The 16,605-nt window shown below is 71.8% G+C and carries 14 protein-coding genes; 11 read left to right on the forward strand and 3 right to left on the reverse strand.

The annotated features are described in order from the left end of the window. Positions 1-2: 2 nt before the first annotated feature. From EIO00_RS25650 to sigJ, 3 genes are read left to right on the forward strand one after another with little or no spacing between them, the layout of a single operon-like run. A complete protein-coding gene (locus EIO00_RS25650; protein WP_277752891.1) occupies positions 3-1,178 on the forward strand; it encodes an MFS transporter in 1,176 nt (391 codons plus the stop codon). 57 nt (positions 1,179-1,235) lie between these two features. After that, positions 1,236-1,691, forward strand: coding sequence for a GtrA family protein (locus tag EIO00_RS16715; protein ID WP_140180025.1), 456 nt, complete (start codon positions 1,236-1,238; stop codon positions 1,689-1,691). Continuing rightward, positions 1,684-2,619, forward strand: coding sequence for an RNA polymerase sigma factor SigJ (gene sigJ / locus EIO00_RS16720; protein ID WP_140180026.1), 936 nt, complete (start codon positions 1,684-1,686; stop codon positions 2,617-2,619). Before EIO00_RS16715 ends, sigJ begins: the two co-directional genes overlap by 8 nt. Positions 2,620-2,668: 49 nt before the next feature. Here the strand turns inward: sigJ and EIO00_RS16725 are convergent, their stop codons facing one another. Then, entirely contained in the window at positions 2,669-4,066 is a 1,398-nt protein-coding gene (locus EIO00_RS16725) for an LVIVD repeat-containing protein (protein ID WP_140180028.1), read from the reverse strand. A 460-nt stretch (positions 4,067-4,526) separates the two neighbouring features. Between EIO00_RS16725 and EIO00_RS16730 the strand changes: the two genes are divergently transcribed. Both EIO00_RS16730 and EIO00_RS16735 read left to right on the forward strand, forming a co-directional pair. Beyond that, complete coding sequence (locus EIO00_RS16730; protein WP_140180030.1) at positions 4,527-5,198, forward strand: DUF305 domain-containing protein; 672 nt, start codon at positions 4,527-4,529, stop codon at positions 5,196-5,198. Positions 5,199-5,559: 361 nt separating this feature from the next. Then, the gene (locus tag EIO00_RS16735) at positions 5,560-7,167 is read left to right on the forward strand and encodes a flavin monoamine oxidase family protein (RefSeq protein WP_241661406.1); all 1,608 of its coding nucleotides are present in this window, start codon (positions 5,560-5,562) and stop codon (positions 7,165-7,167) included. A gap of 134 nt (positions 7,168-7,301) precedes the next feature. Here EIO00_RS16735 and EIO00_RS16740 read toward each other — a convergent pair whose 3' ends face one another. Then, positions 7,302-8,639 (reverse strand): outer membrane protein assembly factor BamB family protein, encoded by a 1,338-nt coding sequence (locus EIO00_RS16740; RefSeq protein WP_140180032.1) that lies wholly within the window; start codon positions 8,637-8,639, stop codon positions 7,302-7,304. Positions 8,640-8,713: 74 nt separating this feature from the next. Here EIO00_RS16740 and dnaG point away from each other — a divergent pair, with 74 nt between their 5' ends. The 3 genes from dnaG (at position 8,714) to EIO00_RS16755 (ending at position 12,655) form a co-directional block, all read left to right on the forward strand. Next, positions 8,714-10,606: a DNA primase gene (gene dnaG, locus EIO00_RS16745; protein ID WP_140180034.1), complete on the forward strand. Its 1,893-nt coding sequence runs from the start codon at positions 8,714-8,716 to the stop codon at positions 10,604-10,606. A 71-nt stretch (positions 10,607-10,677) separates the two neighbouring features. After that, the gene (rpoD, locus tag EIO00_RS16750) at positions 10,678-11,823 is read left to right on the forward strand and encodes an RNA polymerase sigma factor RpoD (RefSeq protein ID WP_206664164.1); all 1,146 of its coding nucleotides are present in this window, start codon (positions 10,678-10,680) and stop codon (positions 11,821-11,823) included. Positions 11,824-12,160: 337 nt separating this feature from the next. After that, the gene (locus tag EIO00_RS16755; protein WP_140180037.1) at positions 12,161-12,655 is read left to right on the forward strand and encodes a YbjQ family protein; all 495 of its coding nucleotides are present in this window, start codon (positions 12,161-12,163) and stop codon (positions 12,653-12,655) included. A 72-nt stretch (positions 12,656-12,727) separates the two neighbouring features. Here EIO00_RS16755 and EIO00_RS16760 read toward each other — a convergent pair whose 3' ends face one another. Next, on the reverse strand, positions 12,728-13,993 hold the full coding sequence (locus tag EIO00_RS16760) for a coiled-coil domain-containing protein (protein WP_140180039.1): 1,266 nt from the start codon (positions 13,991-13,993) through the stop codon (positions 12,728-12,730). A 221-nt stretch (positions 13,994-14,214) separates the two neighbouring features. Between EIO00_RS16760 and EIO00_RS16765 the strand changes: the two genes are divergently transcribed. From EIO00_RS16765 to EIO00_RS16775, 3 genes are all read left to right on the forward strand, one after another. Further along, positions 14,215-14,790 carry a TerD family protein gene (locus EIO00_RS16765; protein WP_140180041.1) on the forward strand — a complete coding sequence of 192 codons (576 nt, stop codon included), beginning with the start codon at positions 14,215-14,217 and terminating at the stop codon, positions 14,788-14,790. A 69-nt stretch (positions 14,791-14,859) separates the two neighbouring features. Beyond that, entirely contained in the window at positions 14,860-15,438 is a 579-nt protein-coding gene (locus tag EIO00_RS16770; protein ID WP_140180042.1) for a TerD family protein, read from the forward strand. 35 nt (positions 15,439-15,473) lie between these two features. Continuing rightward, complete coding sequence (locus EIO00_RS16775) at positions 15,474-16,595, forward strand: DUF475 domain-containing protein (RefSeq protein WP_140180044.1); 1,122 nt, start codon at positions 15,474-15,476, stop codon at positions 16,593-16,595. The last annotated feature ends 10 nt before the right edge of the window (positions 16,596-16,605 follow it).

The following is a 16,605-nucleotide window of genomic DNA, read 5'->3' on the forward strand; positions in this document are numbered from 1 at the left end:
TGGTGAGCGAGACGTCCGAGCGGCGATGGGGCGCCAGCGCCGCGGTCCGGACGACGTTCCTGGTGCACGGACTGGTCAGCGCGGCCTGGGTGGCCCGGATCCCGCAGATCAAGGCGGAGCTGGGGCTGAGCGAGGGCGCGCTGGGAGTGGCGCTGCTGGGCAGCCCGGTCGGGGTGGTGATCGCGGTCCGCCTCACCGGCCGGATCGCGGCGCGCTGGGGGAGCGGTCCGGTCGCCCGGGTGTCCGGGGTGGCGGCGGGACTGGCGCTGGTGCCGCTGGGGCTGGCGGACGGCCTCGGCGCGCTGACCGCCGCCCTGACGGCGTTGGGCCTGGCGCTCGGCGTGCTGGACGTGGCGATGAACGCGCAGGCGGTGGCGGTGGAGCGGCGGGAGGGCCGCCCGCTGATGTCGGGGATGCACGGGGCCTGGAGCGTCGGCGCGCTCGGCGGCGCGCTCACCGGCTCCTGGGCGGCGCACCTGGAGGTGCCGGTGCCCCTCCACCTCGGCGCGGCCGGGGCGGGGCTGGCCCTGGCCGCCCTGCTGGGCACCCGCGGGCTGCCGGACGACGCCGAGCAGCGGACCGCCCTCGACGACGGCGCGGCCGGGGACGGCGACGGCGCGCTGCGGGCGGCCCGCCGGCCGCTGCTCATGCTGGGCGTGATCGGGTTGTGCTCCTTCCTCGGCGAGGGCGCGATGGCCGACTGGAGCGCCGTCCACCTGCGGGAGACGCTCGGCGCCGGAGCGGGCGTGGCCGGACTGGGCTATGCGGGCTGTGCGGTGGCGATGGCCGTGGCGCGGCTGGCCGGGGACCGGGTCATCGCCGCGGCCGGCCCGGTGCGGGTGCTGCGCGCCGGCGGACTGCTCGCCGCGGCGGCGCTCGGCGCCGGGCTGCTCAGCGGCCATCCGGCGCCTTCGGTGCTCGGGTTCACGCTGTACGGGCTGGGCATCGCCGTGGTGGCCCCGATCACCTTCGGCGCGGCCGGCAACCTGCCCGGGGTGCCCGCCGCCACCGGCATCTCCTGGGTCACCTCGATCGGATACGCCGGCTTTCTGGCCGGTCCCCCCGTCATCGGGTTCGTCGCCCAGGGCGTCGGCCTGAGCTGGGCCCTGGCCATCCCGGTGGCGTTGGCGCTGGTGATCACCGCGCTGGCCGGGGCCGTGCGGACCGCCCGGAGTTGATCACAGTTCGGCGGTGAAGAGCATGCCGTATCGCCTGCTCCGGTATGGTCTGACGGGATGAGCACCCTGCAGCGGTCCCGGCCGGCCCCGGCGACGGCCTTGCGTCCGCATCGTCTGCGTGAGCTGGCGCGGTTCGGCACCGTCGGCACCCTCGGCACCGTGATCTCGATCGGCGGCGCCAATCTGATGCGCGCCCTGCTGCCCGTCGGCCCGGTCGCCACCGTGCTCATCCCCACCATGGCCTCCACCCTGTTCTCCTACCTGGCCAACCGGCACTGGACGTTCCGGCACCGGCACACCGAGGGCTCCGGACGCGAGGTGGCGCTGTTCTTCGGCCTCAACGGCGCCGGGATGCTGATCCAGGCGTCGTGCGTGGCGTTCACCCACTACACGCTGAGGCTGAACGACGCGCTGTCCTACAACGTCGCCCTGGTGACGGGCCTGGGCCTGGCCTCCGCCTGGCGCTACTGGTCGTACCGGAAGTGGGTCTTCCGGCGCACCGCCCGTGTCTGACCGGCTCGCCGAGGAGTGGGACCGACACCGCCCCGTGGTGTTCGGCGTGGCCTACCGGATCCTGGGCAGCGTCGCCGACGCCGAGGACGTCGTCCAGGACGTGTGGTTGCGGGCCGCGTCCGCCGACCTGGAGGGCGTGCGGGACCTGCGCGCCTGGCTGACCACGGTGGCAGCGCGACGAGCCCATGACCTGGCGACCTCCGCCCGGGCCCGGCGGGAGGGCTATGTCGGTCCCTGGCTGCCCGAACCGCTGCTGACCGGCCCGGACGCCGCCGAGCCGGTGCTGCTGGACGAGACGGTGAGCACCGCGATGCTGCTGGTGCTGGAGGAGCTGTCGCCGCCGGAGCGGGTGGCGTTCGTGCTGCGTCACGCCTTCGAGGCGCCGTACGAGCGGATCGCCGAGGTCCTGGGCCGCTCCCCGGCGGCGTGCCGGCAACTGGTGTCCCGGGCCCGCCGCCGCATCGCCGCCCGCCGCGACCACGGCGGCCCGCGCGCCACCAGGGCCGAGCGCGACCGGGTGATGGCGGCGTTCCGCGACGCCTATCTGAAGGGGGACACCGCGGCGCTGGCGGAGCTGCTGGACCCGGACGCGGTCTACCTCACCGACGGCGGCGGGGAGGTGTTCGCCGCCCGCCGGCCGATCCGCGGCGGCTCGCGGATCGCCGAGGTGATGACGCGGGTGGGGCGGCGCACCCTGCGGGCGCACCCCGTGCCGGCCGAGATCAACGGGGGTCCGGGACTGCTGCTGTACCGGGACGGAGCGCTCGTCGCCGTCGACACCGTCGAGATCTCCGGCGGCCGGATCGTCGCCTACCACCGGGTCCTCAACCCGGCCAAGCTGCGGGCCGTGCGCCGGGCGGCCGGCGCGGACCGGGCCGCCGGGGCCTCGGCGCCGCGAGGCGGGCGATCGGGCGGACGGCCGCGGTGAGGACCGCCCGCCCGATCGCCCGGGGCCGGGGTCTCCCCGGCCGGCGGGGTCAGTCGAAGTAGTCCGGCTGGGTCTGCACGTTGAGGACGTCCAGCTTCACCCGTTCGGCCTTGTCGGTGCGCTTGTCCTTGATCTGCAGCACGTCCAGGCCCTTTTGGATGTCGCTGGAGTAGATGTGGCCGTTGTAGTAGTAGGCCGACCACGAGCCGCCCAGGATCAGGCGGTCGTCGGAGAGCGGGCCGCGCTCGAACCAGGCGATCTCCTTGGGCCTGCGGGAGTCGGTGAAGTCCCACACCGAGATGCCGCCCTGGTACCAGGCCTGGACCATGATGTCCTTGCCCTTGACCGGGATGAGCGAGCCGTTGTGGGCCACGCAGTTCTCGGTGTCGGCGTTGGTCCGCGGGATCTTGAAGTAGCTGCGGAAGACCAGCTTGCGCTTGTCGCCCTTGCCGACGATGTCGTAGATCGCGTCGGCGCCCTTCTCCGGGCCGACGGCCGGGTTGCAGGTGGCCCCGGCGCCGCCGCCCAGCTCGTCGGTGAACACGACCTTGTTCCCGGCGTTGTTGAACGTGGCCGAGTGCCAGAAGGCGAAGTTCTCGTCGTCGCGGACGATGTCGATGACCTTCGGCGCGACGGGGTCGGAGATGTCCATGAGCACGCCGTCGCCCATGCAGGCGCCCGCGGCCAGGTTCTTCTTCGGGTACACGGTGATGTCGTGGCAGCCGGTGGTCGGAGTGGTGTCCTCGTCACCGGGGTTGCCGCCGTCGGGGAACAGCACCGGCTCGGCCACCACCTCGGCCTGGGTCGGCTTCTTCAGCGGCACCTTGATGATGGAGATCTGGTCGAACTCGTACTGGCAGTCGGGACCCACCGAGCTCGGACCCAGCAGGTAGGAGGACACGTACACATAGACCGAGTCCCGGTCCTTGCCCTTGCCCGGCACCAGCGTGTGGGTGTGCGAACCGCAGTCGGTCTCCACCGACTTGATGTAGCGCGGGTTGCGCACGTCGCTGATGTCGAAGATCTTGATGCCCTCCCAGGCGGTCGGGTCGGTGACCGGCTTGGGGGTGCTCTGGCAGGAGTCGTCGCTGCGCGAGGAATCGGTGGACAGGAACAGCAGGTTCCCAGCGACCGACACGTCGTTCTGCGCACCGACGCAACGCACCTGGCTGACGATCTTCGGCTTGTCGGGCCGGCTGATGTCGTAGATGACGAAGCCCTCGTAGTTGCCCGCGATCGCGTACTTGCCCTTGAACGCCAGGTCGGTGCCGAAGGCCGCCTCGGTGGCGAAGTCCCCTTGCTTGGGGACGTTCGCCAGATGCCTGATGTTGGCGGTCTTGGCGATCTCGTCGACCCCCGGCGCATCGGCCGAGGAGGCCGGGACGGCCGCCACGCCCGATAAGGCCAGCGCGAGGCCGCCCAATGCACCGAGGGCGATCCGCCGCATGGATGCCCATCTGGTCCTGGATGACACGCTATGCGCCCCTTTGCTCCGGTTCCACCGATTCCAGTAACGCACGGAGTATCGCCCGGACCTTGCCGAAATACCAGACCTTTGATGGTTTGTAAGGATTTCAAGGTTGAGGGAAAACTGTCGGGAGTTGACGGTGCTCCGTCGCCGACCTGGGGCGTGTGACGGACGTCGACGGCATGATCACCATCGGTGATGGGGGGCGGAAGGTCGACGGAGGGGACCGGGCGGGCCGACCTTTCCCGTTTCCCGCCGAAGACGGCCCCCGCCCCCGAGAGGGGCCGGTGTTCTCGTGCCGCGTCCCCTGAGAGACGTCCCCCGAGATCGGCCGCCCGCCGCCGACCGTGCCGTGAACATCTCGAGATCGCGGACGCCCTTCCCGTCCGCCCGCACGATGGGTACCGTCCCCGTGCGTGGCGTGTGAAGGAGCGGCAGGGTGAACGGACATCGGTGGACCGGTTGCGTCGCGGCGGCGGTCCTGGCCGCCGGGCTGACGGCCGGTTGCAGCGGCGACGAGCCGGAACGGGCGGCGCCCAAGGCCACGGTGCTGGTGCCGGGCAGACCCGGTGAGCCCAACAAGACGATGACGGTCGGGCCCGCCTCGCCCAAGCCGCCGAACGCCGCCGACGTCACGTTCGTGCAGATGATGATCCCGCACCACCGGCAGGCGGTGGAGATGTCGGCGCTGGCCCCCCGGCAAGGGGCCGACCCGAAGGTCAAGGCGCTGGCCGAACGGATCGACGCCGCCCAGACGGCGGAGATCTCGTCCATGCAGTCCTGGCTGAAGCGGCACGGTCATGGCACGCGCGGCGATCACGGCGGGCACGGCGGGCACGGCCGTCCGGCGGCGTCGCCGTCGCACGCCGACATGCCCGGCATGGCCTCCCCCGAGGAGATGGCCAGGCTCCAGGACGCCCGGGGCGGGGAGTTCGACCGGCTCTATCTGAATCTGATGATCAAGCACCACGAGGGCGCCCTCGTCATGGCCCGCAAGGTGCTCGCCGAGGGCGCCGACGTGCAGATTCAGCAGATGGCCAAGGAGATCGTCACCACCCAGAACGCCGAGATCGTCCGAATGCGCGACCTGCTGCGCGGCCTCAAGGAGTGAGCGGCCTGGGGGGCGACGCGGGCCGCGCATCGGGCCCGCTCTCCGACGCCGCCGGGCCGCCTGCGCGGCCGGGCGGATCAGCGGCCGTCCCTGTTCGTCGCGAGGCGCCCGGAACTCGACCGACGCCGACCTCCCGCGGCGTCGCGCCGACGCCCCGCTTGCGGATTTAACAATGCTTTAACGGACGGTTTCTCGGTGCGGGTCGGAACGGTGTCGAATGTCCTGGTCAGTGCGTGTTTGTCGCAGAGTGGACCGTTCTGTATCGGTGATGATTTGGCAATGCGCTCATTACGGGTGCGACTTATGACCGAAATGTGATGATTCAAGAATTCCCTGCGTCGACGATCTTGGAGGTGCTTCCTTGACGAGAGCACGACGGACGCAGGGACTCACCCGGCGCTCCTTCCTGGCCCGCGTGGGGGCCACCGGAGGCGCGGGGGCGATGTTCGCCACCATGGGCGCGCTGGGGCTCGCCCCCTCCGCCGAGGCCGCGACCAAGACCCCCTTCCAGCCGCCGCAGCCCTCGGACTTCCGGCTGCGCGGCCGCGCCGCCGCCAAGGTGCTGGTGCTGGGCGGGGGCGTGGCCGGGCTGACCGTCGCCTACGAGCTGGGCAAGGCCGGCTACGACTGCACCGTGCTGGAGGCCCGCGACCGGGTGGGCGGGCGCAACCTCACCATGCGGGGCGGGGACAGGCTGGAGGAGATCGGCGGCGCCGCCCAGCGCGCCCGCTTCAGCGACGGCCAGTACATGAACATGGGGCCGGCCCGCATCGCGCAGTGGATGACCACCATGGACTACTGCCGCGAGCTGGGCGTCCCCCTGGAGGTCTTCGCCAACTCCAACGCCGAGGCGCTGATCTACAACGAGTCCTCCGGGATGACCGCCCCGGTCAAGTGGCGCACCGCCAAGGCGGACGTCTACGGCTACATCTCCGAGCTGCTGGCCAAGGCCACCGACCAGGGCGCGCTCGACCGGCGCCTCACCGAGACCGACAAGGAACGACTGCTGTCGTTCCTGTCGAGCTTCGGAGCGATCGGCCCCAAGTCCAGCGGCTACGCCTACACCGGCACCGACCGGCGCGGCTACCGGGTCGACCCGGGCGCCGGGGACCAGGCGGGCACCGTGCTGGGGCCGCCGCCGTCGCTGTCGGAGGTGCTGGCCAGCGGGGTCGGCCGCTCCTTCTCCTTCGAGCTCGGCTACAGCCAGGCCATGCTCATGTTCCAGCCGGTCGGCGGCATGGACGCCATCCCGCGGGCGCTGGCCAAGGCGGTCGGGCCCGGCCGCATCAAGACCGGCGCCGAGGTCACCAAGATCACCAACCTGGCCGAGGGCGTGGAGGTCCACTACGTCAAGAACGGCAAGACCCATCTGGCCAAGGCCGACTACGCCGTCGCCGCCCTGCCGCCCAACATCCTGGCCAAGATCCCCCACAACCTCGGGGCGGGCGTCCAGGCCGCGCTGGAGTACCCCACCGTCGTCTCCGCCGGCAAGCTCGGCATCGAGTACACCCGCCGCTGGTGGGAGCTGGAGGAGAACATCTACGGCGGGATCACCAATACCGACCTGGACACCTCGGTGATCTGGTACCCCTCCTACGGCTACGGCACCGAGCGCGGGGTGCTGTTGGCCTACTACAACTCCGGCCGCGACGCCCAGACCTACGACCCGCTCACCCACGCCCAGCGCCTGGAGCGGGCGCTGCAGGCGGGCGCCAAGATCCACGGTCCCAAGTTCCGCAGGGACATCGCCGCCTCCCTCTCGATCGCCTGGCGCCGTCAGCCCCATCTCGAGGGCGCCTGGGTGAGCTGGCCCGCCCGCGGCGCCGAGTACCGGCTGCTCAACCGGCCCCAGGGCAACGTCTACTTCTGCGGCGACTGGCTCAGCTACGAGATCGCCTGGCAGCACGGGGCGTTCGAGTCGGCCCGCAAGGTCGTCACCGAACTGCACCAGCGGGTGCTGAAGTCCTGAAGACGGGCCGAGCCCCTGCGGGGCCGCGGCCGCGTCGGCGGCCGGCCCGCCCTCCCGGCGGACCGAAGAGGCCGCGCCCGGCTCCGGCGGCCTCCGTCGAGGGCGCCTCGGCCGGTCGCCGGCCCGGGCGCCGGTCAGAAGCGGATGAACTCCACGACGATGCGGCCCGCCGGCGCGTCACGGGTGCTGCCGACCACCGCCCAGTCGTCCCCGAGCCCGTGCAGCCAGCCGGGGAACCGGCCCAGGAGCCGGCCGTCCGCGACGCGGTACACCAGCACGTGAGGGGAGCCGCCCTCGGCGCCGGTGACGGCCACGAGACCGTGGGTGACCATGGTCCTCCAGCTCGCCGACGAGTGCTCCAGCCCCGGATCGGGGGCGGTCCACCGGGTGCGTCCGGTCGCGAAGTCCAGCAGCGCCAGCTCACCGCGATCGCCCTGGTCGCGGATCAGGACGGAGCGGCCGTCGCCGTCGAGCGGCATCCCGGGCCGGTCGGCACGCCAGACGGTCCTCCCCGTCCTCAGGTCGAACAGTTGCGGGCGTCCGTCCTCGGTGGAGGCGATGACGCGGCCGTCCGCGCCGATGAACTCCATGCCCGCGCTCAGAGGGGCGAGGAACTTCTCGCACTCTCCGTCGGAGCCGCGGTGGCTGAAGACCTTCCGCGTCCACATGCGGCGACCGGATTCCGCGTCGACCGCCTGGACGGTGACGGTGCAGCGCTCGTCCCCTTCGGGGGGATCGTGATCGGTCGAGATCAGCGTTCGCCCGACCACGAGCTGGTGCCAGCCGAGCTCTTCGGCCCGGCCGGGCGCCGGGCGTCCGGTCCGGGTGTCGCGCACGCCCCACAGGGAGGGGCTCTTGCGATCCTTCGGGCGCCAGCCGAGCCCGGCCGAGGTCGGGACGTAGTCGCCGGTCGGCGCGGCGAGCGGGGCGCGCACTCCGATCCTGTCGTCGGGGAACGAGGACTCCGCGGGGACCGTCCAGCGGACCTCGCCGGTGCGCGGTTCGTGCCGGGTCGTGGCGCACTTCTCCGCGGCGTCGCACGCGCTGACGAAGATCGCGTCCTGGGTGACCAGCAGGCTGCGCGCGGACTCCCCGCGCCACAGGGTCCGGCCGGTCGCGGGGTCGATGACCGTGAACGGGCCCTTCCCGTCCGGGTCGTCCTTCCGCCAGTCCACGATCACCTCGTCGGTGACGCGCCGCACGTGCTTGTCGCCGGACGGCGAACGCCACAGCCGCCGGCCGGTGGCGACGTCCAGACCCATCACCGCCTCGTCGGTCAGGACCACCGCGACCCGGCCGACGACCACCGTCCTGTTGAGCCCGGCGGGCGTCTGCGCCGACCATTGCGGCGCCGGCCCCGCCCGCTTCGGCGTCGGCGGGTCGTCCGGCGGGAAGAGACCCGACGTGCAGGCGGCGAGGGACGAGACGGCCGTGATCGCCGCGCCGATGCGCAATCCGGTGGACAGGCCCATGATCCGTATTGTCTCGGGGCGCTCCGGGCCCGGACGGGAGGGGACGGCGGCCGGAGCGGGATTAGACTCGCGGCGTGGCAGGCCGGATTCGCAACGAGGACATCGCGCTCGTCCGTGAGCGGTCGCCGATCGCCGACGTGGTGGGGGAGTACCTCCAGCTGCGCAACGCGGGTGGAGGCGACCTGAAGGGGTTGTGCCCCTTCCACGATGAGAAGACGCCGTCGTTCAACGTGACCCCCTCGCGGGGGCTGTACTGGTGCTTCGGCTGCGGTGAGGGCGGGGACGTCATCACCTTCGTGCAGAAGATGGAGCACCTGACCTTCACCGAGGCGGTGCAGCGGCTCGCCGCCAGGGCCGGCGTCGAGCTGCACTACGAGGAGGGCGGCTACGCTCCTCGCCGCCGGGACGGGCAGCGCGCCCGCCTGGTGGAGGCGCATCGGATCGCCGCGGAGTTCTACGCCGAGCAGCTGGCCTCCGACGAGGCGCTGATCGGACGGCGGTTCCTCGCCGAGCGCGGCTTCGACGCCTCGCACGCCGAGCACTTCGGGGTCGGCTACGCCCCCCGCGGCTGGGAGACGCTGGTCCGGCACCTGCGCGGGCGCGGATTCACCGACCAGGAGCTGATCACGGCCGGGCTGGCGCGGGAGGGCCGCCGGGGGCCGGTGGACCGGTTCCGGGGACGGCTGGTGTGGCCGATCCGGGACATGACCGGGGACGTGATCGGGTTCGGCGCCCGCAGGCTCTACGACAACGACGACGGCCCCAAGTACCTCAACACCCCCGAGACGCCGCTGTTCAAGAAGGGCTCGGTGCTGTACGGGGCGGACCTGGCCAAGAAGGAGATGGCCCGGCGTCGCCAGGCGGTGATCGTCGAGGGCTACACCGACGTGATGGCCTGTCATCTGGCCGGGGTGCCGACCGCGGTGGCGACCTGCGGGACCTCGTTCGGCGAGGAGCACGCCAAGCTGCTGCGCCGGTTGCTGATGGACCAGCCGGACGCCCGTGCCGAGATCATCTTCACCTTCGACGGGGACGCCGCCGGGCGGCGCGCCGCGCTGCGCGCCTACGAGCAGGACCAGCGGTTCGCCGCGCAGACCTTCGTGGCGGTGCAGCCGGACGGCCTGGACCCCTGTGAGCTGCGGCTCAAGCACGGCGACGCGGCGGTGCGCGACCTGATCGCCTCGCGGACCCAGCTGTTCGAGTTCGTCATCCGCGCCACCATCGAGCGGTACGACGTCAGCACCAACGAGGGGCGGCTGGCCGCGCTGGACGCCGCCGCCCCGGTGGTGGCGGGGATCAAGGACGCCGGCCTGCGCAAGATGTACGCCGCCAGCCTGGACCGCTGGCTGGGGATCATGGACGAGGAGCTGGTGCTGCGCCGGGTCCGCGAACAGGGGATGCGCGGCCGCGCCGCGGACGGACGGCCGGTGCGGGTCACCGGCGGGCGGCCGGACGCCGGGCGTCCGGCGGCCGGCGGGCGGTCCGGGCACGATCTGAGCGACCCGGACGTGCGCCGCGAGTGGGAGCTGCTGAAGTTCGCCGTGCAGCGCCCGGCGATCGTCGGCCCGGCGTTCGACGAGCTGCCGGCCGCGGCGTTCACCGCACCGCCGCACGCGGCGGTTCGGGAGCTGATCGCACAGGTCGGCGGGGTGGCCTCGGCCGGCGGGACGGATTGGGCGGTGCGGCTGCGCGAGGCCGCTCCGAACGAGCAGATCGCCGGCCTGGTCACCCGGCTGGCGGTGGAACCGCTCCACTTCACCGGCGAAACGGACGACCGATATGCGGCCGAGTTGCTCGCCCGGATCGCAGAACGCCAGCTCACGAGCGAGATCGCAGCTCTCAAGGTCAAACTGGAACGGCTGAATCCGGTCGAGCATCCGGAGGACTACGCCCGGCTGTTCGGGGATCTGGTGGCGCTTGAGCAGCGCAGACGCGTGATGCGGGAGCGTGCTCTCGGGGCCCCATAGCACACTTTCTGTGAAATTGGGTGCTGTGATCTAGGCCTCGCTTGACGCACACTGTGGTTGTGGGCCCTTCGGTGCTGCCAAGCGAAGCGCCATCGATTGACCAGGTGGCGGACCTTGTTGCGCGTGGGAGACGGCGCGGCGGTGTGACCGTCGACGACATCGCCGCCGCGATCGATCGTTCCGAGCTGCCGGCGGATTCGCTCGACAAGATCGTCTGGATGCTCGCCGAGCAGGGAGTGGAGGTCCTCGAGTCCTCCGGCGAGGCCGAGGAACTCGCGCGAGCGGACGAGAGCGATCTCGGCAAACGGGCGCCGACGAGCGACCTGGTCCGCATCTACCTGCGGGAGATCGGGCGCGTACCGCTGCTGACGGCAGAAGAGGAAGTCGAACTCGCCAAAACGATAGAGGCGGGCCTGTTCGCCGAGGAGAAGCTGGCCCGATCGGCCGTGCTCTCCCCGGTGGAGCGGCTCGACCTCGAACTGCTCGCACAGGAGGGAGTCCGTGCGAAGCAACGTCTCATCGAGGCCAACCTGCGCCTGGTGGTCTCGATCGCCAAACGCTACGTGGGTCGGGGGATGCTCTTCCTCGACCTCATCCAGGAGGGGAATCTCGGACTGATCCGCGCCGTCGAGAAATTCGACTACACCAAGGGTTTCAAGTTCTCCACCTACGCCACCTGGTGGATCCGCCAGGCGATCACCCGGGCGATCGCCGATCAGGCGCGCACCATCCGGATCCCGGTGCACATGGTGGAGACCATCAACAAGCTGGCGCGGGTCCAGCGGCAGCTCCACCAGGATCTGGGGCGGGAGCCGACCCCGGAGGAGATCGGCCGGGAGATGGGGCTGACCGCCGAGCGGGTCACCGAGATCCAGCGGATCGCCCAGGAGCCGGTGTCGCTGCAGTCGCCGATCGGCGAGGAGGACTCCGATCTCGGCGACTTCATCGAGGACGCCGACGCGGTGGTCCCGATGGAGGCCGCGGCGTTCATCCTGCTGCAGGACCAGCTCGAGGACATCCTGCACACGTTGTCGGAACGGGAGCAGCGCATCATCCAGCTGCGCTTCGGCCTGACCGACGGCCATCCCCGCACCCTGGAGGAGGTCGGCCGCGAGTTCGGGGTGACCCGGGAGCGGATCCGCCAGATCGAGTCCAAGACCCTCGCCAAGCTCCGCCATCCCTCCCGCGCGCAGATGCTGCGGGAATACCTCGAGTAGCGCCCGGCCGCAGATTCAGGTCGGGCGACCGCGGGCGCGAGGCGGTCGCCCGACCTGTTCCTGCGGCCGGCTCGGACCTCGCGTCGCCCGCGACGGCGGACGCCGCGGCCCGCGCCGCGGGCGGCGCGCGGGAGCGGGGCCGCGGACGCCCGTGCGCCGGCGGCGCCGGGGACGACGGGGACGACGGCGCCGGAGACGGTGAGGACCCGGAGACGGTGGGGAGCCGGCGGTGAGAGCCGCGCACCGAGGGGCGCCGGTGGGGGCCGATGGGGCGTCTGGACCGGTGGAAGAGGTCGTTACCGGGGCATAACCCCCGTTCGTCGTCTACGGTGGGGTCATGCTGATCGTCACGACTGATGGCCTGCCGGGATATGAGATCCGCAGGGTGCTCGGCGAGGTGTTCGGGGTCGCCGTCCAGACCGATCAGGGCACCGCGCCCCCGGCGGGGAGCTCCCCCAGCAGCGGGACCTTTCGGGTGACCGGCGAGCAGCCGGCCCTCGGCCTGTCCCGGGCCCGCCGGGAGGCCGTGCAGCGGCTCGCCGAGGAGGCACGCCGGATGGGGGCCACCGCGGTGGTGGGGATGACCTTCGACAACGCCTTCGTCAGCAGCGGCTCCGGACGCGGCGGCCACGAGGTCTGCGCCTACGGCACCGCCGTCGTCGCCGAGCCCGTCGCCCCCCAGGCCCGGCACCACTCCTCCGACGGTTACGCCAAGCCCGCCGCCCCCCAGCCTCAGCCCCAGCCGGTCCACCCGTACGCCGATCAGCCCGGCCGCCCGCCCATGGTCGCCCGCAACCTCACCATCGGCCTGCACAACGAGAGCCCGCGCTGAGCCGCGCGGAGAGCGCGGAGAGGACGCCCGCCGCATCCGCGCGGGCTGCGGACGCGCGCCGCCGCGCGCTCCTCAGCCGTTGTGACGGCGGGCCAGCTCGGCCCGGACCTGGGCCACGACGTCCTTGGCGGCCGTTGTGACGGACTCCAGTTCCCGCAGGTAGGACCAGTAGTCGGGGTGGGGGCCGGTGAGCCGGCGCGGGGCGGCCTCCAGCCGCTCGGCCAGGGCGTCCAGAGCGCCGGCGTGGCGGGAGGAGAACTCCGGGCCGGCGTTGACGACGAAGCGCTGGGCGTCGCGGACGACGAAGCGTGCGGCCTCGGCGGGGGCGCCGGGGTCGGCTGCGGTGGCGTTCAGCTCCTCGAGGCGATCGGTGACCTGACGGGCGCGGCGGTCGGCGGCGGTCAGCTCGGTGCGGGCGGCGGTCACGGCGTGGCGGGCCTGGCGCCACTCGCCGCGGGCGGCGTGCCCTTCGGCCTCGGCGATCCGCTCCCGGGCCCGGGCGACGCCCTCCTCGATGGCCTCGGGGGCGTTCTTGAGGTCCTCCCAGCAGGCCAGCGAATAACCGCGCAGCAGGGCGCGCATCGCGGCGCGGACCGGCTCGACGCGGCCGGCCACGGCCTCGGCCCTCGTGCGCACGGAGGCCAGCGCGTTGCGGACCTTCTCGGCCTCCTTGGGCAGCTCCTCGGCCTGCTCGCGGGCGCGTTCGGCGCCGTTGCGGACCTCGTCGGCGGCCTGCAGCGCACCCGCCAGACCCAGCCCGCCCAGCCCGGCGGAGGACAGCCGCTCCAGCGTCTTCCGGGCCCGCGTCAGCTCGGCCTCGGGGTCGGTGACGTCCCAGCCCTCCGCACGGGCCCGCTCGACGGCGGTCTCGGCCGCGGCGACGGCCTCCCGGGCGGCGTTCAGCCTGGGCGGCAGCCGCTCCAGCGCGGCCTCCAGACCGGCCATGCGGTCGGCCAGGCGGGCGGCGAAGCCGTTCAGCTCGGCGGTGACCTTGTCCAGGCCCTCGGCGGCCGACTCCAGGGCGCGGCGGGCGGCCCGGTACTCGGCGGCCGAGCGGTCCGGGTCGTCCAGGTCGTGGGAGTCCAGCACGGCGATGTAGGCGGCGGCGGTGGCGTCGGCGCGCTCCTTCAGCGCCGCCATCTCCCGCCGGGCGGAGGCGCCGGCGGCGGGGTCCAGATCGGCGAACAGGGTGACCCGTCCCTCGACGTACCGTTGCGCCTGATCCATGTCGTAGAACGCGGTGGCGGCCCGTTCCCGGGCGGCGACCGCCGCGTTCCGCGCGGCCTCGACCGATCCGCCGCGGCGTCCGCGGCGGCTCCGATCACCTGCTCCCCACAAAGCGACTCCGCCGTTCCGCCGTGCCGACCGACGCGGGAGCGCTCCGCGCGCCCCGCGTCCCCGTCCGTTCCCCAGTGTGGCCTACTCCGGACATCGGGTTCACCGTCGGGAGGCGTCGGGATCTCGTTCTCGGGGCCGACGAAAGGGGCGGGAACGGATAGCATCGGCCCGACGTCATTACGAGTGACGTCGGCCGAGAGAAGAGCGATCATGGAGGCACTGTGGGTGTCAGTCTGAGCAAGGGCGGCAACGTCTCGCTCACCAAACAGGCGCCGGGACTGACCGCGGTCACCGTGGGGCTCGGGTGGGACGTGCGGACCACCACGGGCGCCGACTTCGACCTCGACGCCTCCGCGATCGTGGTGGACGCCGGCGGCAAGGTGCTGTCGGACCAGCACTTCGTGTTCTTCAACAACCTGCGCACCCCCGACGGGGCCGTGGAGCACTCGGGGGACAACCTGACCGGCGTCGGCGAGGGCGATGACGAGCAGATCAAGGTGAACCTGGCCGGGATGCCCGCCGAGGCGCAGCGGGTGGTGTTCGCGGTGTCGATCTACGAGGCCGACAAGCGCGGGCAGAACTTCGGCCAGGTCCGCAACGCCTTCATCCGCGTCGTCAACCAGGCCGACGGCAGCGAGCTGGCCCGCTACGACCTGACCGAGGACGCCTCCACCGAGACCGCCATGGTCTTCGGCGAGCTGTACCGCAACGGTGCGGAGTGGAAGTTCCGGGCCGTCGGCCAGGGTTACGCCTCCGGGCTGGCCGGGATCGCCATGGACTTCGGGGTCAACGTCTGACGACCCGCGGTATCGGGGGGCATCTCACAGCACTGCCGACAAATCGAACGGAGTAGGAGCGACCCGATCATGGGAGTTTCCCTCGCCAAAGGCGGCAACGTCTCGCTGACCAAGGCCGCGCCCAACCTGACCGCCGTCGCCGTGGGCCTGGGCTGGGACGTGCGCACCACCACCGGCGCCGACTTCGACCTGGACGCCTCGGCGCTGATGCTGGGAGCCAACGGCAAGGTCCTGTCGGACCAGCACTTCGTGTTCTTCAACAACCTGCGCAGCCCGGACGGCTCGGTCGAGCACACCGGCGACAACCTCACCGGTGAAGGGGAGGGCGACGACGAGGTCATCAACGTGGACCTGACCCGGGTTCCGCCCCAGTGCGAGCGGATCGTCTTCCCGGTGTCGATCTACGAGGCCGACAAGCGCGGCCAGAGCTTCGGCCAGGTCCGCAACGCCTACATCCGCATCGTCAACCGCACCGACGGCAGCGAGCTGGCCCGCTTCGACCTGACCGAGGACGCCTCGACGGAGACCGCGATGGTCTTCGGCGAGCTGTACCGCTACAACAACGAGTGGAAGTTCCGGGCGATCGGCCAGGGCTACGCCTCCGGGCTGGCCGGGATCGCCATGGACTTCGGCGTCAACGTCGGCTGATGCGTTGACGTTCCCCGCCTAGCAGAGACACATCCATGATTCTTCGTACCTTCGGGTGGTCGTTCGCCGTCACCGCCCTCGGTCTGCTCGCCGCGCTGCTGTACGGCGGCCCGGCGGGGTTGGCGCTGGTGGCCGTCCTCGCCGTTTTGGAGATCTCTCTGTCGTTCGACAACGCCGTGGTGAACGCCAAGGTGTTGGAACGGATGAGCCCGTTCTGGCAGAGGATCTTCCTCACCGTCGGCATCGCGATCGCGGTGTTCGGCATGCGGCTGGTGTTCCCGCTCCTGATCGTGGGGATCACCGCCCAGCTCAACCCGGTCGAGGCCATCGATCTGGCGTTCAACGACCACGAGGCGTACGCCGATCGGATGCATGAGGCGTATCCGATGATCGCGGCGTTCGGCGGCATGTTCCTGATGATGCTGTTCCTGGACTTCGTGTTCGAGGAACGCGCCGACAAGTGGCTGCCGTGGCTGGAACGCCCGCTCGCCCGGATCGGCAAGCTGGACCAGCTGTCGGTGGTGGTGGCCGGCATCGCGCTGGCCTACGTGGCCGGCAACCACGCCGAGGATCCCGGCCGGGTCATGATCGCCGGCGTGCTCGGCATGGTGACCTACATCCTGGTCAACGGGCTGGGCGAGCTGTTCTCCCAGAGCGGCGACGTCGACGAGGACGACGAGGAGGACGGCGCCTCCGCGCCGGCCAGGACCGGGCCCAACGGGCTGGTGCTGGCCACCGGCAAGGCCGGCTTCTTCCTGTTCCTCTACCTGGAGGTACTGGACGCCTCGTTCTCCTTCGACGGCGTCATCGGCGCCTTCGCGATCAGCACCGACCCGGTCGTGATCATGCTGGGCCTGGGCATCGGCGCCATGTACATCCGGTCGCTGACGGTGTTCCTGGTCCGCAAGGGCACCCTGCACGAGTACGTCTACCTCGAGCACGGGGCGCACTGGGCGATCGGCGCGCTGGCGATCTGCATGCTGATCGGCATCGGCACCCACGTGCCGGAGTGGATCACCGGCGGCCTCGGGTCCGCGCTGATCATCGCCGCGTTCCTGTCCTCGGTGCTGCGCAACCGGCGGGAGAACGGCGAGCAGATCGCCGGCGGCTCCGGCGAGCAGGCCGAGCTGGAGTCCACGGGTGTGTCGGGCGGCTGACTGACCGGTC

Origin of the sequence: Thermomonospora catenispora, from assembly GCF_006363815.1 — a bacterium.
GTDB classification, from domain to species: Bacteria; Actinomycetota; Actinomycetes; order Streptosporangiales; family Streptosporangiaceae; genus Thermomonospora; species Thermomonospora catenispora.

Excerpts from the sequence above, each read along its gene's own strand:
- EIO00_RS16715 (WP_140180025.1), top strand. The coding sequence starts at position 1,236 with ATGAGCACCCTGCAGCGGTCCCGGCCGGCCCCGGCGACGGCCTTGCGT.
- EIO00_RS16725 (WP_140180028.1), bottom strand. The coding sequence starts at position 4,066 with ATGCGGCGGATCGCCCTCGGTGCATTGGGCGGCCTCGCGCTGGCCTTA.
- EIO00_RS16740 (WP_140180032.1), bottom strand. The coding sequence starts at position 8,639 with ATGGGCCTGTCCACCGGATTGCGCATCGGCGCGGCGATCACGGCCGTC.
- EIO00_RS16755 (WP_140180037.1), top strand. The coding sequence starts at position 12,161 with ATGCTGATCGTCACGACTGATGGCCTGCCGGGATATGAGATCCGCAGG.
- EIO00_RS16770 (WP_140180042.1), top strand. The coding sequence starts at position 14,860 with ATGGGAGTTTCCCTCGCCAAAGGCGGCAACGTCTCGCTGACCAAGGCC.
- EIO00_RS16775 (WP_140180044.1), top strand. The coding sequence starts at position 15,474 with ATGATTCTTCGTACCTTCGGGTGGTCGTTCGCCGTCACCGCCCTCGGT.